Source organism: Geobacillus genomosp. 3, assembly GCF_000445995.2.
Taxonomy (GTDB): Bacteria; Bacillota; Bacilli; order Bacillales; family Anoxybacillaceae; genus Geobacillus.
The window spans coordinates 3,011,595-3,034,770 of the sequence record NC_022080.4 but is presented as its reverse complement, the minus strand read 5'-3'; the positions used below and the strand labels follow the sequence as shown (position 1 = coordinate 3,034,770).

20 protein-coding genes are annotated in these 23,176 nt (G+C 54.4%); 13 read left to right on the top strand and 7 right to left on the bottom strand.

Annotated elements, in window-relative coordinates:
• Positions 1–12: 12 nt before the first annotated feature.
• Genes M493_RS15270 through M493_RS15255 form a run of 4 tightly spaced genes read right to left on the bottom strand, consistent with a single transcriptional unit; the run spans position 13 to position 2,716 of the window.
• Complete coding sequence (locus M493_RS15270; RefSeq protein ID WP_020961280.1) at positions 13–1,272, bottom strand: ArnT family glycosyltransferase; 1,260 nt, start codon at positions 1,270–1,272, stop codon at positions 13–15.
• Between the two features lie 24 nt (positions 1,273–1,296).
• A complete protein-coding gene (locus M493_RS15265) occupies positions 1,297–1,659 on the bottom strand; it encodes an EamA family transporter (RefSeq protein ID WP_020961279.1) in 363 nt (120 codons plus the stop codon).
• Positions 1,656–2,015 carry a DUF2304 domain-containing protein gene (locus M493_RS15260; protein WP_020961278.1) on the bottom strand — a complete coding sequence of 120 codons (360 nt, stop codon included), beginning with the start codon at positions 2,013–2,015 and terminating at the stop codon, positions 1,656–1,658. Before M493_RS15260 ends, M493_RS15265 begins: the two co-directional genes overlap by 4 nt.
• Positions 2,012–2,716 (bottom strand): glycosyltransferase family 2 protein, encoded by a 705-nt coding sequence (locus M493_RS15255; RefSeq protein ID WP_020961277.1) that lies wholly within the window; start codon positions 2,714–2,716, stop codon positions 2,012–2,014. The genes M493_RS15260 and M493_RS15255 overlap by 4 nt, the downstream gene beginning before the upstream one ends.
• Positions 2,717–3,222: 506 nt before the next feature.
• Here M493_RS15255 and M493_RS17410 point away from each other — a divergent pair.
• Positions 3,223–5,460: an S-layer homology domain-containing protein gene (locus M493_RS17410; protein ID WP_023817764.1), complete on the top strand. Its 2,238-nt coding sequence runs from the start codon at positions 3,223–3,225 to the stop codon at positions 5,458–5,460.
• Between the two features lie 190 nt (positions 5,461–5,650).
• Here the strand turns inward: M493_RS17410 and M493_RS15245 are convergent, their stop codons facing one another.
• Entirely contained in the window at positions 5,651–6,787 is a 1,137-nt protein-coding gene (locus tag M493_RS15245) for an IS110 family transposase (protein WP_020959521.1), read from the bottom strand.
• Positions 6,788–7,294: 507 nt separating this feature from the next.
• Between M493_RS15245 and secA2 the strand changes: the two genes are divergently transcribed.
• The 3 genes from secA2 (at position 7,295) to M493_RS15225 (ending at position 12,137) form a co-directional block, all read left to right on the top strand.
• Positions 7,295–9,658, top strand: coding sequence for an accessory Sec system translocase SecA2 (secA2, locus tag M493_RS15235; RefSeq protein WP_020961274.1), 2,364 nt, complete (start codon positions 7,295–7,297; stop codon positions 9,656–9,658).
• A 16-nt stretch (positions 9,659–9,674) separates the two neighbouring features.
• Positions 9,675–10,553 (top strand): accessory Sec system S-layer assembly protein, encoded by an 879-nt coding sequence (locus tag M493_RS15230; protein ID WP_020961273.1) that lies wholly within the window; start codon positions 9,675–9,677, stop codon positions 10,551–10,553.
• Positions 10,554–11,072: 519 nt separating this feature from the next.
• Positions 11,073–12,137 carry a glycosyltransferase family 4 protein gene (locus M493_RS15225; protein WP_020961272.1) on the top strand — a complete coding sequence of 355 codons (1,065 nt, stop codon included), beginning with the start codon at positions 11,073–11,075 and terminating at the stop codon, positions 12,135–12,137.
• A gap of 131 nt (positions 12,138–12,268) precedes the next feature.
• On the opposite strand, the gene M493_RS15220 is transcribed toward M493_RS15225, so the two are convergent.
• The gene (locus M493_RS15220) at positions 12,269–13,282 is read right to left on the bottom strand and encodes an LCP family protein (RefSeq protein WP_020961271.1); all 1,014 of its coding nucleotides are present in this window, start codon (positions 13,280–13,282) and stop codon (positions 12,269–12,271) included.
• A gap of 29 nt (positions 13,283–13,311) precedes the next feature.
• Positions 13,312–13,959, bottom strand: a complete 648-nt coding sequence (locus M493_RS15215; protein WP_020961270.1) for a YigZ family protein — start codon at positions 13,957–13,959, stop codon at positions 13,312–13,314.
• 249 nt (positions 13,960–14,208) lie between these two features.
• Here M493_RS15215 and M493_RS15210 point away from each other — a divergent pair, with 249 nt between their 5' ends.
• The 9 genes from M493_RS15210 (at position 14,209) to M493_RS15165 (ending at position 23,136) form a co-directional block, all read left to right on the top strand.
• Complete coding sequence (locus M493_RS15210) at positions 14,209–15,390, top strand: sensor histidine kinase (RefSeq protein ID WP_020961269.1); 1,182 nt, start codon at positions 14,209–14,211, stop codon at positions 15,388–15,390.
• Positions 15,387–16,061: a response regulator gene (locus tag M493_RS15205; protein WP_020961268.1), complete on the top strand. Its 675-nt coding sequence runs from the start codon at positions 15,387–15,389 to the stop codon at positions 16,059–16,061. The genes M493_RS15210 and M493_RS15205 overlap by 4 nt, the downstream gene beginning before the upstream one ends.
• A 383-nt stretch (positions 16,062–16,444) precedes the next feature.
• Positions 16,445–17,290 carry a DegV family protein gene (locus M493_RS15200; protein ID WP_023817749.1) on the top strand — a complete coding sequence of 282 codons (846 nt, stop codon included), beginning with the start codon at positions 16,445–16,447 and terminating at the stop codon, positions 17,288–17,290.
• Between the two features lie 868 nt (positions 17,291–18,158).
• Complete coding sequence (locus M493_RS15190) at positions 18,159–19,550, top strand: DEAD/DEAH box helicase (protein WP_020961265.1); 1,392 nt, start codon at positions 18,159–18,161, stop codon at positions 19,548–19,550.
• Positions 19,547–20,239 (top strand): ComF family protein, encoded by a 693-nt coding sequence (locus M493_RS15185; protein ID WP_020961264.1) that lies wholly within the window; start codon positions 19,547–19,549, stop codon positions 20,237–20,239. The genes M493_RS15190 and M493_RS15185 overlap by 4 nt, the downstream gene beginning before the upstream one ends.
• Before the next feature lie 70 nt (positions 20,240–20,309).
• A complete protein-coding gene (locus M493_RS15180; protein ID WP_235183438.1) occupies positions 20,310–22,016 on the top strand; it encodes a hypothetical protein in 1,707 nt (568 codons plus the stop codon).
• The gene (locus tag M493_RS15175; protein WP_020961262.1) at positions 22,013–22,273 is read left to right on the top strand and encodes a hypothetical protein; all 261 of its coding nucleotides are present in this window, start codon (positions 22,013–22,015) and stop codon (positions 22,271–22,273) included. Before M493_RS15180 ends, M493_RS15175 begins: the two co-directional genes overlap by 4 nt.
• Positions 22,263–22,703 carry a YaaR family protein gene (locus tag M493_RS15170; RefSeq protein WP_020961261.1) on the top strand — a complete coding sequence of 147 codons (441 nt, stop codon included), beginning with the start codon at positions 22,263–22,265 and terminating at the stop codon, positions 22,701–22,703. Before M493_RS15175 ends, M493_RS15170 begins: the two co-directional genes overlap by 11 nt.
• A gap of 22 nt (positions 22,704–22,725) precedes the next feature.
• Positions 22,726–23,136, top strand: a complete 411-nt coding sequence (locus M493_RS15165; protein WP_020961260.1) for a TIGR03826 family flagellar region protein — start codon at positions 22,726–22,728, stop codon at positions 23,134–23,136.
• Positions 23,137–23,176: the final 40 nt, after the last annotated feature.

Here is a 23,176-nt window from a genome sequence, read left to right as displayed (position 1 = left end):
CCGCACCCTCATTCACGAAGAGGGCGCGGCTGTGTTTTGCATCCGGCGGGGAAAGAGAAAGGAAAGAGCGAGTCCGATCGATAAAAACAACAGCGGCATGAGCGGCAGATTGTACCGCGGGTAAGCGAAAAAGACATTGTTTAACGCCGTGAAGTAGGCGATGAGGAAGGCGAAAAACAGCAGTTCCGGCCGTCGGCGCCGGTCCATGACGAGGGCGGCCAGCGCTGAAATGAACGCCAGGCGGATGAGGCGCTGGTGCCAAACGGTCATTTCCTGCTTGGAAACGCCGAAAATCTCGATCCAATAAAACGGAGCTTCCCACTGCGTTTTTGTTTTTTTGACGATATAGCTTTCCCACCATTGGGCCGGATTGGCGCGGTACCACGTTTTGATCCGCTGGATGGCGATGTCTTTTTTTCTTTTTTCCTTTTCATAATGGCTCATGTGCGGATGCTGTTTCTCGATCGAGTCGACCACTTCTCGATACGGCGGGCCGTAGCGGTAGCCGTACCCTTGGTAAGTGCCGAGCAACAGCGGGTCGCCGGAGCTGCCGGTCAAGGGGATGAACTCGCCGTAATGCATGTAGTTTCGCACCCACCACGGGCTGAGGGCGAGCACGACGAGCAGAGCGGCGATCGCCGCCTGTTTGCCTGCCAGCCGCCAAGGGTAGCGGACGAGCCACAAATAGCCGAGCAGCGCGAGCGGCACGAGAGCGATCGTCGGCCGGAAAAAGAGGCAAAAGAGATAGGCGGCCATCAGCTTGTAAAAATCGGTCATCCGCCGGTGGCGGCCGAGGCGGATGGCGAACCGGATGAACAAGAGGAAGCCGAATAAAAACGGCGCCTCGGTCAACGTTAAATTGTCCGTTTCGATGAGCGGAATGTACAAAGCGGCGCCGAAAGCGGCGATGACGCCCGCCCATGGGCGGCCGAGGTCGCTTCCGAGCGCGTAGATCAAAAAGACGCTTCCGACGCCAAAGGCGATCATCACGAGTTTGGCGGCATACAAACCGGCATCGCCCGCGCCGAAGAACAAAAACAAAGACGCCAAGAGCAGCGGCATGCCCGGCATAATATGGACGGTCGGTTCATCGGCCTTGTGGTACGTGAGCATGCCCGTTTCGAGCAACCGCTCGGCGCTGCGGACATAGCCCATATCATCGCTGTTGAGCGTCAAGTGCAAGCCGTACTTCCATAAAGCGAACAGACGCAAAGCCAAGGCAAGCAACAGCACGAGCAGCGCGGCTGTTTTCGGATGGAAGCGAATCGGCATGGCGGGTCCTCCTTGTTGGCGATGTCATGCGGCGGAAACGCCGATTAACGATACCCCGAGCATAATGAGAATGACGCCGGCGATTTTCACCCATGAAAGCGGTTCGCCAAATAGGACATACGCGCCGACGACCGCCAGCACGTAGGCGGTGCTTTGCAGGGGGTAGGCGATGCTGAGCGGGACGCGCGACAAGATGAACAGCCAGACGACCGTCGCCGCTCCGTATATGATGAGGCCAAGCAAAATCCAAGGCGACAACAGCAGCTTGATGATGGACAACACGTCCGGTTCAAACGACCGGTGCATCATCCCGTATTTCCATAAAAACTGGCCGGTGACAAGCAAGACGGTGTTCAGCCCAATCCATAGCCAACTGCTTGCGTTCATCGCACTCTTCCTTTATGTTCGGTGTGGTGAAGTTCGTGTTTTAACAAGGCGATTTCTTGGACGAGCCGTTTGATCGTTTCGCCTTGTTCAGACAAAACGATCGATTGGTACAGCAAGACGTTTAACACGACGATAAAGGCGATGGCAAAAATGAGCGCCGGCATGTACGAAATGCCAAGCATGGAAGCCAACCGGTTGAGCGGCGCGAGGCTGAACGCGCCAAGCAGCCCGAGGATGGATAACGAAAACCAGAGAAAGGCTTGCTTGTCGCGCAACCGGTTGCGGACGGAATAGAAAACGACTTGGATGAAGAACCATGACGCCAGCAGCACTGTAATCCACTGGACGCTGTTCATGTCCTTCCCTCCCTCGTCTCAAACATGGCCCGGATTAGCGAGGTGAACGTCACTTTGGTCATATAGTACAACGACTTGAGCGGCGTAATCGATGACCGTCCCCCTTGGCGCGCGTTCATTTCGACTTTTGTTTCCTTGATGCGGTATCCTTTTTTGGCCAGCCGGGCGATCACTTCGACTTCGGGGTAGTCAACGGGATAGTCGCGGGCGAACTCGCGGATGATGCGGCGATTGACGATGCGGTAGCCGGATGTCGGGTCGGTGATTTTGACCCCGCACGCGAGGTAAAGCAAAAAACAGAAGTACAAAATGCCAAGGCGGCGGAGCCGGCTGCCTTTGTAGCCCGTTTTTTCGACAAAGCGGGAGCCGATGACCATATCATAGTCCGACGCGGCGATTTCGGCGACGAGCGTCTCCAAATCGTCCGGGTCGTGTTGGCCGTCGGCATCGAGTTGAATGGCGTAGTCGTAGCCATGCTCGAGCGCATATCGATACCCGGTTTGCATCGCCCCGCCGATGCCTAAGTTCACAGGCAAGTCCAGATGACGGAACCCGCATTGGTCGAGAATTTCGCCCGTTCGGTCGGTCGATCCGTCATTGATGACAAGATAATCGTACGGGCATGTGCGCTGCAGACGGAGCACCGTATGGCGAATCGTCGCTTCTTCGTTATAGGCAGGGATGATGACTAACACCTTCATGACGGTTCCTCCCTTGCTTATACTCGAAGGGCTTGTTCAACCGATTAGTATAACATGTTCGCCGTTGCCTGTCATGTCGGATGCGGGCGTACAGAGCAACGGCGGTGTTCCTTGAAGCCGGCGAATTTCGTTGAGACAGAGGAGCTCGTTTCGCAGAGCTTCTCACCTTGGGCTTTGGTTGCATCAACCAACGCCCAAACCGGCTGTGAAAAACGGTGGCTTTGGTTTCATCGGTGTTTTGAGTCGCGAAGGAAGAGCTCGTTTTCAACAGCTTTTCCGCTTGGGCCGACAGCGTGTTGCCCGATTTTTCACGAAATCACCGGTCATCGAAAAAGTGCCGATAAGTTAGTATGGCGGAAATGGATCACCGTTATGCGCGTTTTGGTGAAAAATACCTCAAAAAAGTGAAGCGGGTTGCGCCGAAAGCATCTAGTGATTTCGTTGCTTTTCGATTACAATGAAAGCGGCTGATGGCCAAAAGGATCAATACTAGAGGGGGAATATGATTGAAAAGAGAGAAAAGATGGAGGAGGGCCGGGGCGGTTGGACTGTGCGTGCTGCTGATCGTTGCCTCGCTGTGGACGCCATACGGCGGGTCGGCCCGGGCGGCGGGCGGCCTGTTTCCCGATGTATCGTCAGGGCGCGCGGAAATTGAATATTTGGCCAGGCTCGGCATCATTCAAGGGTATAAAGACGGGAAGTTCCACCCTGAAGCGACGTTGACGCGCGTGCAGGCGGTGCTCATGATCGTCCGCCAGCTTGGATTGGAAACCGATGAGGAACTGCCGATGCCGTTTGCGGATGTCAAGCCGGGGAGCACCGGATACGAGGAGATTGCCTTGGCCGCGGCGTTGGGCATTGTCAGCGGGAAAACCGAGCGATCGTTTGATCCGTACGGCAAGCTGACGCGGGCGCAAATGGCGAAAATGTTTGCGAATGCGTACCATTTAAGCGGGAAGATGAAGACGGATTTTTGGGATGTCAAGCCGGACCACTGGGCGTATTCGTACGTGCACGCGTTGGCGGCGAACGAAGTGACGCTCGGCTATCCGGATGGCAGCTTCCGCCCGAACGCGCCGCTCACCCGGCTGCAGTTCGCCTTGTTTATGGCCCGGTATATGAATGACGAATTTAAGCCGCCTTTGACCACATCCCTTTCCCGTAAAGACATTATTGCGAAAAAGGAGAGCGTCGTCACCGTCTATGCGTACGATGAAAACGGGGAAGAACAGTCGCAAGGAAGCGGGTTTATGGTCGCCAATGGGCTGATCGTCACCAACTTCCACGTGATCAGCGGCGGGGCATCGTTCACCGTGGTGACGAGCAATGGGGAAGAGTATGAGATAGAAGGGGTTGTCGATTATGACCTTGATTTGGATGTGGCGCTGTTAAAGCCGGTTGATTTGTTGCCGGTTAAGCCGTTGCGGCTCGGTTCTATCGACATGGTAGAGGTGGGGGATGATGTGGTCGCGATCGGCAGCCCGCTTGGCCTTTCCGATTCGGTTTCAACCGGAGTGGTGAGCGCGATTCGCACGCTTGAACTCGAACAAGGCGAAGCCGATTTTATTCAGTTTACGGCGCCGGTGACCCACGGCAGCTCGGGGGGACCGCTCTTTAACATGTACGGGTATGTGATCGGGATTGTTTCGTTCGGCTTAGGCGAAGGGGAGTTGAACTTTGCCTTGGCGGCCGATTACGTTCGCGAAGCTGTGTATGTATACGCGCAAGTGCCGTTCTATCAGTTGCCGGTCATCCCGGCCGATGAGCTGCCTGTGTATGAGGAAGAGCAAGGGGAAGAAGAAAAGGAACAAGGCGAGCCGGCGGCAACGGAGAAGTTTGCGCTTGAGGGGCCGCTTGTGGACATCATCGCCCATCCGTCGCAGCCGATTTTGTACGGCATTGACTATTTGAATCGTGTGGTGGAAATCAACTATGAAACGCGGAGCGTGCGCAACATTTCCTTGCCGCTGCCGGCCGAACGGCTCTATTTTGCCCAGGATGAACTGTACGTGACCCTGCTAAAAGGGGAGCATAGCTCTTATTGGCAGGAAGAAAACCAAAAAGGCGCGATTGCGGTGATCGATGCGAATGCATTTCAATTGAAGGAAACATTTGACATCGACTTGGATCCATTTGATATTGTCGCCGATGGCCGCTATATTTACGTTTCGTCCGGATCCGGGCAGCACACAGTCATCAAAAGCTATGATCGGTTCACCAAGCAGGAAGTGGATTCTGAGCTGATTTACGAGGCGAACCGGATTGAGATGCATCCAAGCCAAGCGATGATTTACGCGATCTCGACGAACGTAAGCCCGATTGACATGTCCGTATACCGGATTGCCGACGGTCATTTCGTTGAAACGTACTCATCTCCTTATCATGGCGACTACGACTTGAAGCCGGATTTCGTTCTTTCACCGGACGGCAAGTACATGTTCAATGACGCCGGGTTTGTGTTTTACACGACCGCGCAAAAAAGCGTCAACATGACGTATGCGGGCGCGATTGAGCCGTTCTCTTCCGCCGCATTCGATTTGGCGAAAGGTCTCGTGTATGCGGCGCAAGGCAACCAGATTATGGCGTACGACAGCGCCACGCTCAAGAAAGTGAAACAATGGTCGGTCGAGGGGGAAATCGCGCATATTGCCGTGCATCGTGGAACAATCGTGTTCGTGACAACGGTCACGCCGGACGGGGGCGGAATGAAAACGACCATGGTCGAGTTGTTTGATCCGTCTTAAGCGAACTAAAGAGGGGATCCGACAAAACGGTAGGATCCCCTCTTTTTCTGTGAAAATCCATAAAACCCGGTCAACTCTGTATATCCTGTGATCAGTTTGGATACACTACAAATGGCCAAAAAAGACAACAGGAAAGCAGAGGTGCCTTATTTTTAGGCATCTCGTATATTCTGTATTCATTTTGGCTATACTAACTTACTTGTGGTCCCCAAAACGGTTCTTTTCGGGAAAGCATGCAGTAAATGGTGACAAGCATTCGGTGCGCGATCGCAACGAGTGCTTTTTTCTTTCCCCGGCGAGCCGCCAATGACCAAAATTTCGCCGCCAACGGTTGATTCCTGCATCGGGATAACGCCCATGCCGCCTCGCATAACGCGGATTTAATATGAGGATTACCCTTTACCGTTCGTGTACTTTTGCGTTTTCCAGCGCTTTCGTGATTTCCCGGGGCCACCCCAGCCCAAGAAGCGAGGCGCTGCGGTGTCGGGAACTGTCCCATATCCACTCCGATTTCGGCGATGATGACGGCGGCGGTTTCCTTTTTCACTCCAGGAATCGTCATCAGAAGATCCACTTCCTGTTGATACGGTTGTAAGAGATGGTCGATGCGTTGGTCCATCTCCTGAATCAAGCTTTCCAAATACTCGATGTGCTTCCACGATTGGCGAATCATGAACAACTCATGTTCGGTTAATGTCCCAAAGAGCGATTCCTGAATTTGTTGCTTTTTCCCTTTCATTCTTCCGTGAAGGCAAGCGTCGATATCGGCTTCTTCGATGTACCCCTGTTCCATTAAACGGGTCAAGAGTTTTCGGCCCGATACTCCGAAGATGTCGGAAATCACCGTACCCAGCTTGATATTGGAACACTCCAATACTTTATGAATTCGGTTTTTTTCCGCAATCAATTGACCCACCCACTTTTTGCGTAAACGGGTCAAGTCCCGCAATTCTCGAATTGGCGCGGGTGGCACAAAACTCTTTTCAATCAGTCCATAACGCAATAATTTAGCGATCCATTCCGCATCGGATACATCCGTTTTTCTCCCTGGGACATTCTTGATTCGCTGAGCGTTGGCCAAGGTAATGTCAAAGTAGTCCTCTAAAATGTTAAAGACCGGTTTCCAGTAAACCCCCGTACTCTCCATCGCTAGATGAGTGATTTCTCGATCCTCGAGCCATTTCAGGAGGCGAAACAAGTCTTTGGTAAACGTCGAAAACGTTTCGATCTCCTTTTGAATGTGGTCTTCTTCTCCCCAAAGCGCACAAACGACAATCGTTTTGGCATGAACATCTAAACCTGCGCAACGATGATAAAGCACATCCATGATCCGGACTCCTTCCATTGATGAATTCGCAAACAGTGAGTCCACTTGTTCGTTAGGCATTTTTCTGTTCGTAGTCACCTTTTCCAAATGAAAAGGGCTTACAATGGGTGGAACACCAAATGGACTCAAACAGTTTTTTGTACAGGGTCGAACCACCATTAAAAAGCACGTCTTTCCAAACTGTTTGCGTTCATCCTCCATTATGGAAGGAGAGATGGATTTTCATGCCTGGGTGGGGAGTAAAATTTACTCATGGATGTTTTTTGGCAAAAAAAAAAGCGCCAGCGATCCTTTCACAAGGAGGCTGGCTGATCAACCTAAACCCTATCGACATCATTCTACAACGTTCGACAAAATTTGTCGACAAGCAAATTGTTCATCGTATGGAAGCAAGAGGGAACATCTCCTAAACTATTTTGGAAAAACTACCATATCCCCAACTCATTTCGCATAGATGATGAATTTGGTATAATAGATGGGAATTCGTTATAGAGGAGCGAAATACGGATGCTTTCACTCTTAAAAAGAGCGATCAGTTATACGAACGAACGGCAGTTAAAAAAATATATGCGCATTGTGGAACAAATTAACGGTTTAGAATCAAAGATAGAGAAACTAACCGATGCCGAGCTGCGCGCGAAGACCGATGAGTGGAAAGAGCAGCTCGCCTCAGGCAAGTCGGTGGATGACATTAAAGTGGAAGCGTTCGCGGTCGTCCGCGAGGCGGCAAAGCGGGTGCTGGGCATGCGCCATTTTGACGTCCAGTTGATCGGCGGTCTCGTGCTGGCGGAAGGAAACATCGCCGAGATGGCCACCGGCGAGGGGAAAACGCTCGTCGCTTCCCTTCCAAGCTATTTGCGGGCGCTTGAAGGGAAAGGGGTGCACGTCATTACGGTCAACGATTATTTGGCCAAACGCGACCGGAACTTAATCGGCCAAATTCATGAGTTTCTCGGCTTGACGGTCGGGCTCAATTTGCCGCTGATGTCGCCGCAAGAAAAGAAGCGGGCGTATGAAGCCGATATTACATACGGCATCGGTACGGAATTTGGCTTCGACTATTTGCGCGACCATATGGTGTACGATGCGGCGGAAAAAGTGCAGCGTCCGTACCATTACGCGATCATCGACGAGATTGACAGCGTGCTGATTGATGAAGCGAAAACGCCGCTTATTATCGCCGGGAAAGCGCGCCCGAGCGCCGACTTGCATTACGTCGCCGCCAAACTCGTCAAGCGGTTTGAGCGCGACATTGATTACTTGTTTGACGCGGAAACGAAAACGGTCAACTTAACGGACGACGGCATTGAAAAAGTGGAAAAAGCGTTTGGGATCGACAACTTATACGACTTGCAGCACAAAGTGTTGTATCATTACGTCATCCAGGCATTGCGGGCGCATGTATTGTTTAAGCGCGATGTCGATTACATTGTCCGCGACGGCAAAGTGCTGCTCGTTGACGCGTTTACCGGGCGCGTGATGGAAGGCCGTTCGTTAAGCGACGGGCTCCATCAAGCGATTGAAGCGAAGGAAGGGCTCGAAATCACGGAGGAGAACAAGACGCACGCCTCCATCACCATTCAAAATTATTTCCGCATGTACCCGATTTTATCCGGCATGACCGGAACGGCGAAAACGGAAGAAAAGGAATTTCAGCGCATTTATGGGATGGATGTCGTTCCGATTCCGACCAACAAGCCGAAAATCCGCCTTGACTTGCCCGATCGGGTGTACATGACCCGCCATGACAAATACGTCGCCGTCGCCAAGGAAGTGAAGCGCCGCCATGAAAGCGGGCAGCCGGTGTTGATCGGGACGACCTCGATTTTGCAGTCGGAAGAAGTGGCCAAGTACTTGGATCAAGAGCACGTGCCGTATGAGCTGCTCAATGCGAAAACGGTCGAGCAGGAGGCCGAGGTGATTGCCAAAGCCGGCCAGCGCGGGCGGGTGACGATCGCGACGAACATCGCCGGCCGCGGGACGGACATTTTGCTTGGCGAAGGGGTCGATAAGCTCGGCGGGCTGCACGTCCTTGGCACCGAGCGCCATGAGAGCCGGCGGATCGACAACCAGCTGAAAGGACGGGCCGGGCGCCAAGGGGATCCAGGTTCGAGCCAATTTTTCCTCTCCCTTGAAGATGAGATGTTCCGGCGCTTTGCGGCCGAGGAGACGGAAAAATGGAAGGCGAAGCTGAAAGCGGATGAAACAGGCTGCATTTTGAACGACGAGATTCACGCGTTTGTCGATAAAGTGCAGCGCATCGTCGAAGGGCTGAACTTTTCCGTTCGCGAGTACCATTTAAAGCTTGACGATGTCATGAACGAACAGCGCAACGTCATTTACCATATCCGCGACCGCGTGCTTGATGAGGAGGACCGGGTGGGGCTCGTTGCGCCGATGATCCGCTCCGCATGCGAGCGCATCGTCGAGGCGTACACGCCGTCTGAGCAAATCCCGGAAGAATGGGATGTCGGGCGCATGGCGGAAGAGCTGAACCGCATCTTGTACCGCCCGCCTGTTGCGTTTGACCGCCCGCCGGCTGATCGTGACGATGTGAAGCGAGCCGTCGCCGAGGCGGTCGACGCACAGCTTTCGTTCCTAGAAGGGAAAAAAGGCGATTCCCGCCTGCAGTCGCTGTTAAAAAGCGTCATGTTGACGGTCATCGATGACCATTGGATGCGTCATTTGGATCATATGATGCTGTTAAAAGAGGGGATCGGGCTGCGTCAATACCAGCAAGAAGACCCGATTCGCCTGTACCAAAAAGAAGGGTTTGAGCTGTTTCAAGCGATGTATGCAGCCATCGAAAACGAAATCAGCACTCATGTGACAAGGCTGCTTCAAGCGTTCGAGCAGGAAGAAAGCAAATAAAAAGGGGGAGTGTTCATTGTTTCCGTTTTTGAAGAAAAAGAAAAAAAGCGGCGGCGATACGACGGTAGAGGCTCAAGACATCATCAACGAGGCGGGGGAAGCAAGCGGCGAAGAGGAAGAGGTGCACACGGAGCTGTCGCTTCACCCGTCCTGGAACGTGCCGACAGAAGAGCAATATGTGCTTCGGTTTTTCAACAATGAACTGCCGCCGTTAAAGCCCAATCAAGTTTCCTTATCCGGCATCAGCCTAACGAAAGAAATCGATGGGGTGATGGTCACCGCCTTTGTCCGCCATAGCTTGCCGCATTCGATCCAAATCGGGCGTGTTCCGCTTTTGTTGCTTCGTGAAGACGGGACCATTTTGGCGCGAAAGGAGTTCGACTTGCGCGAACTCGGCGAACTGCCGCCGAAAACGAGCCGCCCATGGCGCTTTCTATTCGGCCGCGAAACATTGCGGGCGGAGGAAATTCCGGCGGAAGGCTGGAAGCTGGCGTTTGAATTGAAGCCGAAACATCGTCTCGACCTCGATCCAACGTGGGAGGAAGTGTTGCCGGAAGCGGAAAAAGAGGCGCTTCGGCGCATTGTGGACGAATTGGGGGCGCCAAAGGAGAACGAGGTGAACTTTTTCGGCCTCCAGGCGGCGATGAACGATGGCGGGTTGCGCGTGACCGTCCTAGTCCGCAACGGCAGCCACAAAACCGTTTGCCTTGAGCAGCTGCCGCTCGAGGTGGAAGATGCGGCGGGGGACGTGGTCGCCCGGGGGAGCTTTAAGCTCGATCGCCTGGAAATCAAAGCAAATACAACGAAACCGTGGACGTTTATTTTCCCGCCGGCGGTCGTGCAAAAAGACGATCCCGATCTCAGCAGCTGGAAACTGAACGTCATCCGCGGGTAGTGGTGAGGACGTTTTGTCGCTTGACAGAACGTCCTTAATTTTTTGGGCAAAAAAGGAAGACACCCACTTAATAAGCGGATATCTTCCCCGGCCTCAACCCGTCCATCGCACCTTCTACTTTATCCATGCAAAACGGAGGACGGTCTCCGATATTTATTGTATCACATCGGACATAACAGACAAGCCAAAAAGTGAAAATATTATACAAAATGCATGAATTATCCTCCATATCCATTCGCTTCATCCTAAAAATTGTCAATCCCCCGCCGTTTTTCCGTTGTTTTTTACGAATGAGTATAGAGGAGAGCCCGAAAATGGCAAAATTACATGTTTAATAGTTTTCTTCTGTATGATATAATCCACAATGGTGATGACTCTATTTTTTATAGTATTTCCCGTGCGCATCGCTGTTATGCGTGCGGGCGGTTGCCGCTTGCTCAACATATTGGCAAACAATGAAAAAATCGTTGGACAAGAAAATGAACCAAGTGGTTATGATAAGATTAAGGAGGATTTTTTATGGGTTACTTTTTGACCTTGTTGCTTTGCTTTCTTGCCTCCGTATGTATCACCCCGCTGGTGAAACGATTGGCGTTCGCCATCGGTGCCACAGACCGGCCCAATCAGCGGAAAGTGCATCAGAAAGTTATGCCCCGTTTAGGCGGGTTAGCCATATATGTCGCCTTTGTCATCGGCGTCTTGTTTTTGGATCCCGATAATGCCGTCGAAGTCCCGATTTTAATCGGCAGCGTCATCATTATTATTACCGGGATTCTCGATGATTTAATCGAGCTCTCCCCAAAAGTCAAGTTGACTGGCCAGCTGATCGCGGCGTTTGTCGTCGTCGTATTCGGCGGGATTCAGGTGGAATACATTAACTTGCCGTTTGGCTCCCAGCTGCATTTCGGTGTGCTCAGCATCCCGTTAACGATCCTTTGGATCGTTGGCATTACCAACGCCATCAACTTAATCGACGGGTTGGACGGGTTGGCCGCGGGCGTCTCGGCGATCGCCTTGGTCACGATCACGTGGATGGCGTTTTTAAAAGGCGATTTGTTTGTCGCGGGCATGAGCATCATCTTAATCGGCAGCATTTTAGGGTTTTTAGTCTACAATTTCCACCCGGCAAAAATTTTTATGGGGGATACGGGCGCGCTCTTTTTAGGGTACATGATCTCGGTTCTGTCGCTGCTCGGGTTTAAAAACGTAACGGCGATTTCGTTTATCATCCCGGTCATCATTTTAGGGGTGCCGATTTCCGATACGTTTTTTGCGATTATTCGCCGTTTGGTAAAGCGGCAGCCGCTGTCGGCGCCCGACAAATCGCATTTGCATCATTGCCTGCTTCGGCTCGGATACACCCATCGCCAAACCGTGCTGATCATTTACGGCGTGAGCGCTTTGTTCGGGTTGATTGCCGTGATTTTATCGAAAGCGGCGGCATGGGTGTCGCTCATCATTTTAACCGTCATCGTGCTCGTCCTAGAAGTGGTGGCGGAGAAAATCGGCCTCGTCGGGCATGAGTATCGCCCGATTTTGCGGATTGTCCAAGGCCTCCGGTATGTAAACGGCAAGATGAAATAACGAAAGGTGTCCCAGAAAGCGGGACACCTTTTTTGATGGCTGTACGTCAAGCTGCGACGAGAAGTTCATTCCTCAGAAGAGAGCGGCTATGCACAAGAAAACGGCGGCGTCCCATATCGGGACCCGCCGTTTTACTGATCGTCATCTTGTTCCCCTGGCGATATGGGAGCCGCCGATGCTTGCAGCTGGGCGCGCAGGGCGTCGGACACTTGCTCGACGGATTGTTCATCGAGGCGGTAGTAGTAAACCCCTTCATTGTCATCCGTCCCTTTAAGGACAAGCGATTCCGTCTGAATGGAGTTGCCCGACGATACGTAATAAATCAACGCTTTTATATCCCCGAAGGTGAAGTTCGTTTTCATATTGCTTCCAATCGCTTCAATGACATCATCATATTTCGGAATGGAACCGGCATGGCTTGCTTTTTTCAAAATGGCTTGCAAAATTTGTTGCTGCCGCTTGCCGCGTTCGATGTCATTGTCTTTTTTGCGCGTCCTGGCCAACGCCAGTGCTTCTTCCCCGTTTAAGTGCTGATAGCCCTTTTTGAGGACGATGGCGTTGCGATGGTCTTCGGCGTCTTTCTCACGGATGTCATACGGCACTTCCATTTCAATGCCGCCGAGCGCATCGACGACATCGATGAAGGCGTAGAAGTTCATCTTGACGTAGTAGTCAATGGAGATGTCAAATAAATGTTCGACAGACTCGATCGTGCATTTCGTCCCCCCATAAGCATGCGCATGGGTAATTTTATCGTAATCGTCTTCACAAGGGATGTAGACGTACGAATCGCGCGGGATGCTCACCATTTTGACGGATTTTGTTTCGGCGTTAAAAGCGGCCAAAATGAGCGCGTCGGATCGCGTATCGCTTTGGAAATTGCGCGTTTTGCTGTCGTCAATGCCGATAAACAATACGGTAAAACTATCTTTTTTCGGATCGAGATGATCGCCTGCATCTTGTTTTGTGCCGATCTCCTCATACGCCTCGTTCATGGCTGTTTTCATTTTATGCATTAAAAAAGAAGCATAGCCAAGGCCGCTGGCGGCCAATACTAAAAAGAGAAGCAGGCATCCGAATACGATGCGCCGTCTCCGCTTTCGTTTTTTTATTTTTTTTCGATGAAGTTTTCGTTCATGGGCCATGGTGAAAAAGCTCCTTCACACTAGTTTCATCATTGCTGTCCAGGAGGGAGGTCGAGTTCTACATACTGTTGTTCTCCCGCCTGAATATCCGCCCTGCCGTTTGTCAGTTCCGTGATCCATTCATTGAACGGGTGTTGGCCGTCCTCGGGAACAAAAACGTCGAACGTAACGCGGTCGGCGTAGTCGATGTTTTTAATAGTATATACGGACGACCGCAATTCATTTTCCACTTTCCCAAGCCACGAATAGTCGATCGTCACCTGCATGACGCGCATGAGCCGGCGTTCGACGATGCCTGCGGCGTTCAAGCCTTCCGAGACGGCGCGGCCGTAAGCGCGCACCAAGCCGCCAGCGCCGAGTTTAATGCCGCCGAAGTAGCGGGTGACGACGGCAACGGTGTCTTTCACCCCTTTTTTCTTCAGCACCTCGAGCATCGGCACGCCCGCCGTGCCGCTCGGTTCGCCGTCGTCATTCGCTTTTTGAATTTGATCGTGCTCGCCGATCACATACGCCGAACAGTTATGGGTGGCGTCCCAATGTTTTTTCTTGATCTGTTGAATAAAAGCAACCGCCTCTTCTTCCGTTTCCGCACGGTTGATATAGCAAATAAACCGCGACTTTTCAATCACGATTTCGTGTTCGCCGTATCCTTTAACCGTGTAATAGTTTTGTAACAAAGTAATACACCCCGATCTTGAAAAGGTGCAGCGCTGTTCGTTTTTGTCTTTTTTTTTGCAGGAAAGGCTAGCGCTTTGCCCTAACTATGGTAAACTGAAAATAAAAGAGTCACAGATAGGGTAAACTAAAAATAAAAGGTTCACAGGTAGGACATGCTTTTACTATTATAAATCGACAACTTTTTTCCTTCAAATAAATTTTGTTGGCGCTCATGCATATCGCTTGGCAGCGCTGTTGGAGGTTGGCAAATGATCGGGGAAAAACGTTGGGATGTCAAACATTTAGATGAAATTGTCGAAAAAATGGTCGACACCGTTCAACATAGCAAAGATGAAATTTTCCATATCGGTGAACAGTCGCGTCAAGAGCAGGATCATTTGCTTCGCGAGCTTGAGGAGGTGAAGCGGCTGACGGTGCAGGCGATTGAGGAGGCCGACCGGCTTGAAACCGAAGCGCGAAAGGCGCGCCGCCGCCTGTCGGAAGTGAGCCAAAACTTTTCCTCGCACTCCGAGCAAGACATTCGCGAGGCGTATGAAGCGGCGCACGAGCTGCATATGAAACTGGCGATGGTGCGCGAGCGCGAGAAACAGCTGCGCCTGCGCCGCGATGAGCTTGAACGGCGCCTGGCAGGCCTCGTGCAAATCATCGAGCGCGCCGACCATTTAGTCGGGCAAATTACCGTTGTCCTGAACTACTTAAACAGCGATTTCCGCCAAGTCAGCGAGCTTGTTGAAGGGGCGAAGCAAAAGCAAGCATTCGGGCTGAAAATCATCGAAGCGCAAGAAGAAGAGCGGCGGCGGCTGTCGCGGGAAATCCACGACGGCCCGGCGCAGCTGCTCGCCCATGTCCTGCTTCGCTCCGACCTCGTCGAAAAGGTGATCAAAGAGCGGGGGACGGAAGCGGCGGTCACCGAAATTCGCGATTTCCGCAAAATGGTGCATTCGGCCCTGTCCGAAGTGCGGCGCATTATTTACGACTTGCGGCCGATGGCGCTCGACGATTTAGGATTAGTTCCGACACTTAAAAAATATTTGCAGACGACCGAAGAATATAATAAGGGAGTCCATATTTCCTTCGTACATATCGGCGAGGAAATCCGGCTGCCGTCGCGGATGGAGGCGGCCGTGTTTCGCCTTGTTCAAGAGTCGGTGCAAAACGCCTTAAAGCACGCCGAGGCGCGCCACATTGATGTCAAGATGGAAGTGACGTGCCGTTATTTGCTTGTCAGCATCAAAGACGATGGCAAAGGATTTGATCCATCCGTGAAAAAAGAAAACGCATTCGGCTTGATCGGAATGCGGGAGCGGGTCGAACTGCTTGATGGCACGTTGACGATCCGTTCGAAACCTGGCAGCGGCACGACCGTGTTCATCCGCGTTCCGCTTGACCGTCTAGCCGCAGACATGACCAAGGAGGAGAGGAAACGATGAAAACACGCATCGCCATTATCGATGATCATTCACTATTCCGTGAAGGCATTAAGCGCATTTTAGAATTTGAAGGCGATTTTGAAGTCGTGGCCGAAGGAGGCGACGGATGCGAAGCGCTGTCGATCGTCGAAACATACCGCCCGGATTTGGTGCTCATGGACATCAATATGCCGGACATGAACGGAGTGGAAGCGACAAAGCAGCTCATCGAAACGTATCCGGAGACGAAAGTCGTCGTCCTATCGATCCATGACGATGAAAACTATGTGATGCGCGCCTTGCAGACGGGAGCGACCGGGTATTTGCTGAAAGAAATGGACGCTGACACGCTCATTGAAGCGGTCAGAATCGTCGCTGAAGGCGGCTCGTATTTGCATCCGAAAGTGACGCACAACTTAATTCGCGAATACCGCCGTCTGACGTCGGAAAAAGGTGGCGTGGCGATCAAACAAGAAGTGCGCCGCCCGCTCCATTTGCTGACGCGGCGCGAATGCGAAGTGCTGCAGCTCTTAGCTGACGGCAAAAGCAACCGCGCCATCGGCGAAGCGCTGTACATCAGTGAGAAAACCGTCAAAAACCACGTCAGCAGCATCTTGCAAAAATTAAACGTCAACGACCGGACGCAGGCGGTTGTCGTGGCGATCAAAAACGGCTGGGTGGAGGTGCGCTGACAGCGGGGTTGTTTTTCCTCGGCACACCGATGCGTTTTTCCCTCGGTGCGCTGGCATCATGGCTGCTGTTCCGAGCGGCTTGGCGGAGGTCGATCCTACAAGAGCGGTTTCATTGAATAGCGCGGAGCGTTCTCGAGACCACTTCGTCCTGGCCGTCAACCGCCAGAGGGGCGAAAGGGCGGCGGGGACTAAAAGAGGATCATCGAAAACGGCACGATCGGTACAAGGAGCGCCTGCAGGCAGACAAGCGGTGGCAACGTTCGGCGGCCCGCCTGGTTGAGCGAAGGTGAATTTCAGAAGGGATCCCCCGACCGTATAGTGGAGGAGGGCCCGTCTTTTTGGTATAATGGAAGAAAATGCTGAATCAGGAAGGAATGGCGCCTGTGAAAACTGCGATTGTCACCGATAGCACCGCCTATTTGCCGAAAGAGGTGCGCGAGAGGCTCGGCATTCGCCTCATTCCGCTCAGCGTCATCTTTGGAAACGAAACGTACCGCGAAGAAATCGACATGACGGCAGAACAATTTTTTGCGAAAATCAAGCAGCATCCGACGTTGCCGACGACGTCGCAGCCATCGGTCGGCGAGTTTGTCGATTTGTTCACCGCCATTCGCGAGGAAGGATATGAAGCCGTCATCAGCATCCACCTTTCAAGCGGCATCAGCGGCACGTACCAAGGAGCGGTGGCGGCGGGGACGATGGTCGAAGGGTTGCGCGTGTATGCTTACGATTCCGAGATCAGCTGCATGGCGCAAGGGTTTTACGCCATCGAAGCCGCCGAGATGGCCCAAGCGGGGAAGACGCCGGACGAGATCCTCGCCCGTCTTGATGAGATGAAGCGGACGTTGCGCGCCTATTTTATGGTCGACGACTTGTCCCACCTGCAGCGCGGCGGACGGCTCACTGGCGCGCAGGCGTTCATCGGCGGCCTGTTGCAAATCAAGCCGCTCCTTCGCTTTGAAAACAAAGTAATCGTACCGTTTGAAAAAATCCGCACGCGCAAAAAGGCGGTCAAACGAATCGAAGAACTGTTTGTCGAAGATGCGGACAAAGGCGTGCCGCTCAAAGCGGCCATTATCCATGCCAACCAGCCCGATGAAGCGAACCGCTGGCGCGACGAACTGGCCGCCCGCTATCCGCACGTCGAGTTTTGGATCAGCTATTTCGGCCCGGTCATCGCCACGCACGTCGGCGAAGGCGCGCTCGGGCTGACTTGGTACGAGCGATGACCGCCTGCGGGCGGCTGAGCGCCGCCCCCAACTCCACCCGCAGCCAAGCGCAAGGCGGAATGGACCGTTCCGCCTTGCGAGGCGGCGAAGTTCGGTTGCGCAACGGTTGCGGTATACGTTTGGCTTTTATGTCGTCTCTATTGTCCGCCATCATTTGGATCACCCCTCCCATCCGTACAAGAGTTTTCCCGGTTTCCCCGTCTAACTCCGATGCACCGCCATGTTGCCGGCAGTTCTCCTTCGATGAGATCCCCAATCACCGCCTGCCGCTGCCAAGTTCGATCGTTGTCTTTCGCCGCCTTTACGCCTACGGACTCGATCGGAGATGTGATGCTGGCGGAACGTGTCGAACCGTTTTCCTTACTCGGAAAAGTTGTCGCTATTTCCCCGGGAATGGTGTCGAAACACGTTCGAGATTGGCGCAATGGCGCGCTTGCACGTTCAGCGGTGTCGGATGTCGCCGCCTTCATTCCCTTGAACGGATGGGGATGAAAGCGAAAACCGGACGATCCGAACTTGTCTAGTGAGCGAAACATCGTCAAGTCGGCTGTTTTGTCCCCGCTCAATGTTGCCAATTCGGGTGCCGCTCTTTTCTCCCGCCTTTCGGTGGCCAAAGGAGCGACGTCTTCCAATTTGAGAAGAAACCATTTTTTGCGGCTTTTTCACCACATCATCCGCCTTCTCGATTTTTGCCAAAGGGTTTAGAGAACTGACGATTTCATGAAGAGTCGGCCCAACACGCCCTTTTCCCAAGTCCGGAATCTTGACTCCTTCCTTCTCTCGTGACAGAACACAACGACGGAGCCACTATTCCATTCTTTTCGCCCCGACTAGGCGTTTGTAGAAATTTCAAAAGGAGGGAAGCCCATTGCCCATTCTTCTGCCATCTGTTGCTCCGCCGCTAGCCGCATGGCTCAACGGCCAGCGCCTCCCGCGCGAACAACTGCCGTTTTCCGCCGACGCAATCGACGCCGCTATACAGGCGGGGGTGATTTGCGAACAGCCCGGGCTGATCAAAACAGCGCGCGGCTGGCGCTGCGTCCGCTGCGGAAACGACGATCCCCGCCTTTTCGCCTCATTTCCGTGCGCCCGCTGCGGAGTGGATTGCGCTTATTGCCGCAAATGTTTGGTGATGGGGCGCATCAGCGCGTGCACCCGCCTTGTTCACGTTTCTTCACCGCTTCCACAAGAACGATGCACCGCGCCGCTCGCCTGGGACGGGAAACTGTCCGCCGCTCAAGAAGAGGCCGCCTGTGCAGTCCGCCAGGCGGTGCTTGACCGAAGCGAGCTGATCGTTTGGGCTGTATGCGGGGCGGGGAAAACCGAGATCTTGTTTCCCGCCATCGCCGCCGCGCTCGAGGAAGGAGGACGCGTTTGCCTCGCCACGCCGCGGACTGATGTCGTCTGTGAGCTCGCCCCGCGTTTTCAACGGTCGTTCCCGCGCGTTCCGCTCGCCGTGTGGCATGGTGGAAGCGACGAGCGCGGGCGGATCGCCCCGCTCGTTCTGTCGACGACTCACCAGCTGCTGCGCGCCTACCGCGCGTTTGACGTCATGATCGTCGATGAAGTCGACGCCTTCCCGTATTCGGTCGAGCCGATGCTCGAATACGCCGTCCGGCAAGCGCGAAAAGACCGATCCAGCCTCATTTCGTTAACTGCCACCCCATCCCGCGCCTGGCAGCGCGACATGGCCCGTGGCAAGCGCCAGGCGGTCACCATCCCCGCCCGCTACCACGGCCGTCCGCTTCCCGTCCCCGCGTTCGAATGGTGCGGCAACTGGCGTAAGCGGTTAGAGCGCGGCCGTTTGCCGGAAAACGTCCTCGCCTGGGTCCGCCATCGTTTGGAACAAGGAAAACAAGCGTTTTTGTTCGTCCCTCATATCGATGAACTCGAAGCCGTCACCCGCCTTTTGCAGCGGGTCGATTCCCGCATCGTCGGCGTTCACGCCGAGTCCCCCGACCGCGCCGACCATGTGCAGGCGTTTCGCGATGGGGGCGTTCCGCTGCTCGTCACCACGACGATCCTTGAGCGCGGCGTGACGGTGCCGAACATCGATGTCGCCGTCCTTGGCGCCGAAGACCGCATTTTCACCGAAAGCGCCCTCGTGCAAATCGCCGGCCGCGTCGGTCGCCACGCCGCGTTCCCTGGCGGCGATGTCCGCTTTTTCCACCATGGGAAAACGACCGAGATGGTGCGGGCGCGCCGCCACATCCTCCGCATGAACGACGAGGCGCGAAAAAGGGGGCTGCTGCGCCCATGAACTGCCTTCTTTGCCATTCCCCGTACTACCCGATCGCAAGCTGGCGCCAGCTTCTCTTCCTTGAAGATCCAGACGTCCTCTGCCCGCGCTGCCGCGGGTCGTTCGCCGTCATTCGCGGCCGCGTTTGCGAAACGTGCGGCCGTCCGCTTGACGAGGCGTCGCCATCCTTGTGTGCCGACTGCCTCCGCTGGCAGGACGATGAACAATGGGGCAAGGTGCTTGTCAAAAACCGCTCGGTGTACGTGTACAACGACTGGATGAAAGACGTCGTCGCCTTATGGAAATTCCGCGGCGATTATGTCATCGCCGAGGCGTTCCGCCGTCCGTTTGTCCAGGTGTTTTTCCGCCAGTTCGGCCGCGGCTGGCACGTCGTCCCGATCCCGTTAAGCCGCGAGCGCCTCGATGAGCGCGGCTTCAACCAAGCCGAAGCGCTCGCCCGCCTGCTTCCATCCCCGTATTTCCTTTGGCTGGCCCGCCGGCATTCCGAGAAGCAGTCGAAAAAATCGCGCCGCGAACGGCTGGACACCGACAACCCGTTTTTCCTCGTTGACTGCCCGCCGCTGGCAGGGAAACGAATCGTCCTCATCGATGACATTTACACGACCGGCATCACCGTCCGCCACGCCGCCCGCGTCTTGCTTGAAGCGGGGGCGGCGGAAGTCGGGGCGCTGACGCTCGTACGGGCGTGAAGGGTGTAAACATTCTGGGGGATGTGCCGATATAAACAGTAAGGAAATGAACGAGCGAGGAAGAACGATGATGCGCATTGACAACGATTGGCTAACCAATGAGTCTCCCGCATCGGCTGCGCCTTTACAGCCGGGGAGCGTGCAGATGGCGGTGATAAAAGACAAAGTGAACGGCCAGGAGGCCATCGTCACCATCGGTCGGCACGATGTCCGTGTCCGCTTTCCGGACGGCGTCCCGAGCGACCGTTCGTTTATGGTGCGGCTCGTGGAGCCACAAGGCGGGGCGTGGGTGGCGCAAGCGGTGCCGTTGCCGCTCGTGGATCGGCTTTCGCCTGCTTCTTCGTTGGCTGACCAAATGGACCGATGGCTGTCGATGCTCGGCATTCATTTGACCGAGAAGGAGAAAGAAGCCGTCCGTCGTTTTTGGGAGACGGAAGGCGGCTCGGCCAAACAAAAACAAGAAACGGTCGCCGCTTTGGCGGCGAAACCGCTTGAGGTGACGGAGACGCATTTGCGCCTGGCGCACGAAGCGCTTCATGGCCCGCCGCTCGGGGACTTGATGGCGCCGCTGTGGGCGAAAGCGGAATCGGAAGAAATTCATGACCCAGCCGCCCCGCCTGCCCGCGGGCAGGAGGAGCGGCCCGAAGGTGTTCATGCGTACGCGGCCGCATCGGCGCCGGTTTTTCCAACACTGGAAGCGCGGACGTTGGCCGTCACGGTCGTGACGGAAAAAATGGCGCAATTGGCGCACGATTTTCGCCTTTGGCAGCGCGATGTTGTCCGCGGGCTCGACCAATTGGCGCATGCCGCGTCCCGCCGCGCGGCCGAGCAGGCTAAACCGCTCGTGGAGTCGCTCATTCACTCGCTTGACCGCGCGCTGTTGCATGGGGACTGGCTGTTGTTCACCGACATGAAAACGGAAACGAAGCTGCTTGAGGCAGGAGCGAAGTTGGCGGAAGCGAAACGCAGCCTTGCGGAAGGAAAGATGGACGAAGCTGCCAAGACAGCGCGGGAAGTGAAAGCGTTGTTGGAGACGCTTCGCTTTCAGCCGTCCGATCAAAAAGTCAGGCGGTATTTCATGGAATCGGAAGGACAACGGGGCAACGAGCCGTCCGAGCAGCTGTCGCGCCTGTTCAAGCAGGTGGCCCAAGCGGCCCGCGACGACGCCTTATCGGCGCGAGGCGTCTTTGAATCGCTGCGCCGCCTCGGCTTTTTCCATGAACAAGAAACCGCTCGCGCCTTCCTAAGCGGGGAGAAAATTCAACCAGACGGCAATGTCAAGGCGGTCTTGCTGTCATGGGTTGAGGAAGGGACCGCTCCCGCGCAGGCGGAACGGCTGCTCATGAATCTGACCGGCCAGCAGCTGTTAAGCAAGTTTACGACGGACCGTCACAGTCAAACGGTGCTGTACCAATGGCCGCTCCCGCTTCATGGGGGGACGGCGACCGTGCAGGTGCACGTCAATGCCCGCAACGATGGGGGCCGCCTCGATTGGCAAAACTGCCGTCTATACTTTTTGCTGGACACAAGCCAAGGCAAAGTCGGCATCTCTTTGCAGGCGGTCGAGCGCCAGCTGTCCGTGGCGGTCGAGACGGAGAGCGAATGGCTGGCTTCGGCGCTACAGTCAGCTGCGGCGGCCGTCAAAGACCATTTGGAGCAGATCGGCTACCGAGTGCAACGCCTCACCTTCCGACCGATGAGCACCCAAGACCGAGAGCGCGAGGAAAACAAAGTGAAGACGGAAAACGAAACGAGCCAGTGGGAGTGGACGATATGAATGGACACCGTTATGCCTCTGCTTTCACATCGTATGAGCAACATCTTAGCCGACAGCCGCGGCAGCTCGCTGATGAGGTGGCCGACAAGGCAAAGCGGGCGGGTGTTCCGCTGCCTCGCGACCGAGAGCTGCTGAGGCAGCTGGCCGACCCCGTGCCGCGCGTCCCGCCGCAGCTTTACGCGGTGATCGGGGAAGTTTTAAAATGGATTCAGAAACTTGACGAACAAGATAGTAGGAGAGAAAAAAATGGAGATTAATAAAATTGCCAACAGCCCACCTGTTTCAAGCGGCAAAAAAGCGGCGCCGCCTTTGTCGCCATCCGTATCGTTCGCTGAGCTGGCCGCCCGGGAGCAGGAAAAGCTGCGCCATGAGCGGCTGAGACAGCTGGCGGATGACATCGAACGGCAAGGGAAAAAGCTGGCTGAGTCGCGGACGGTTGACGATTTGCGGCGGTATAAACAGCTCGTCAGGCAATTGCTCGATGAAGCGGTGAACCACGGCTTGAAACTGACGGAGCAATATGGGTTCCATTGGAGCGGCCGTTCCCGCGTCTACCATATCGTCAAAACGATCGACCAAAAACTGTTGGACGTCACGAATGCGGTGCTCGAGCACGAACGGCCACGGGTGGATTTGCTGCAGGCGCTGGGGGAAATTCAAGGATTGATTGTCAATTTGTATACGTAATGGGACATGGGAGGGGAGAATGATGAACTTGGAGAATTGCCCGGCTTGCGGCCGTCTGTTCGTCCGCACGCCGTTTCGCGATATTTGCCCGTCTTGTTATGAAGAGGAAGAGCGGCAATTTCAAATCGTAGCCCAGTTTTTGCGGCGCCGGGAAAACCGGCTGGCGACGATGGAGCAAATTGTCGAAGCGACAGGGGTGCCTGAGGCGCTGCTCGTCAAATTCATCAAAAGCGGCCGTCTAACGTTGGCGCAGCTGCCGAATTTAGGCTATCCGTGCGATCGCTGCGGCAAGCTGATCCGTGAAGGCAGAATGTGCTCCGACTGTTCCAAAGACTTGCAAGGGCAGCTGGAAGCGGTGAAAAAAGAAGAGAAGCGGAAGCAAAACGAGTCGTTTCGCACGTATTACGCTGACAAAGAGCGAAATGGCCGCTAAACAAATGGACGGATTGGCCGATAATAGTAGTAAGACGATA

Excerpts from the sequence above, each read along its gene's own strand:
- M493_RS15270 (WP_020961280.1), bottom strand. The coding sequence starts at position 1,272 with ATGCCGATTCGCTTCCATCCGAAAACAGCCGCGCTGCTCGTGCTGTTG.
- M493_RS15265 (WP_020961279.1), bottom strand. The coding sequence starts at position 1,659 with ATGAACGCAAGCAGTTGGCTATGGATTGGGCTGAACACCGTCTTGCTT.
- M493_RS15260 (WP_020961278.1), bottom strand. The coding sequence starts at position 2,015 with ATGAACAGCGTCCAGTGGATTACAGTGCTGCTGGCGTCATGGTTCTTC.
- M493_RS15255 (WP_020961277.1), bottom strand. The coding sequence starts at position 2,716 with ATGAAGGTGTTAGTCATCATCCCTGCCTATAACGAAGAAGCGACGATT.
- M493_RS15245 (WP_020959521.1), bottom strand. The coding sequence starts at position 6,787 with ATGGATGTGCTTTATCATCGTTGCGCAGGTTTAGATGTTCATGCCAAA.
- secA2 (WP_020961274.1), top strand. The coding sequence starts at position 7,295 with ATGCTTTCACTCTTAAAAAGAGCGATCAGTTATACGAACGAACGGCAG.
- M493_RS15225 (WP_020961272.1), top strand. The coding sequence starts at position 11,073 with ATGGGTTACTTTTTGACCTTGTTGCTTTGCTTTCTTGCCTCCGTATGT.
- M493_RS15220 (WP_020961271.1), bottom strand. The coding sequence starts at position 13,282 with ATGGCCCATGAACGAAAACTTCATCGAAAAAAAATAAAAAAACGAAAG.
- M493_RS15210 (WP_020961269.1), top strand. The coding sequence starts at position 14,209 with ATGATCGGGGAAAAACGTTGGGATGTCAAACATTTAGATGAAATTGTC.
- M493_RS15205 (WP_020961268.1), top strand. The coding sequence starts at position 15,387 with ATGAAAACACGCATCGCCATTATCGATGATCATTCACTATTCCGTGAA.
- M493_RS15185 (WP_020961264.1), top strand. The coding sequence starts at position 19,547 with ATGAACTGCCTTCTTTGCCATTCCCCGTACTACCCGATCGCAAGCTGG.
- M493_RS15180 (WP_235183438.1), top strand. The coding sequence starts at position 20,310 with ATGCGCATTGACAACGATTGGCTAACCAATGAGTCTCCCGCATCGGCT.
- M493_RS15175 (WP_020961262.1), top strand. The coding sequence starts at position 22,013 with ATGAATGGACACCGTTATGCCTCTGCTTTCACATCGTATGAGCAACAT.
- M493_RS15170 (WP_020961261.1), top strand. The coding sequence starts at position 22,263 with ATGGAGATTAATAAAATTGCCAACAGCCCACCTGTTTCAAGCGGCAAA.
- M493_RS15165 (WP_020961260.1), top strand. The coding sequence starts at position 22,726 with ATGAACTTGGAGAATTGCCCGGCTTGCGGCCGTCTGTTCGTCCGCACG.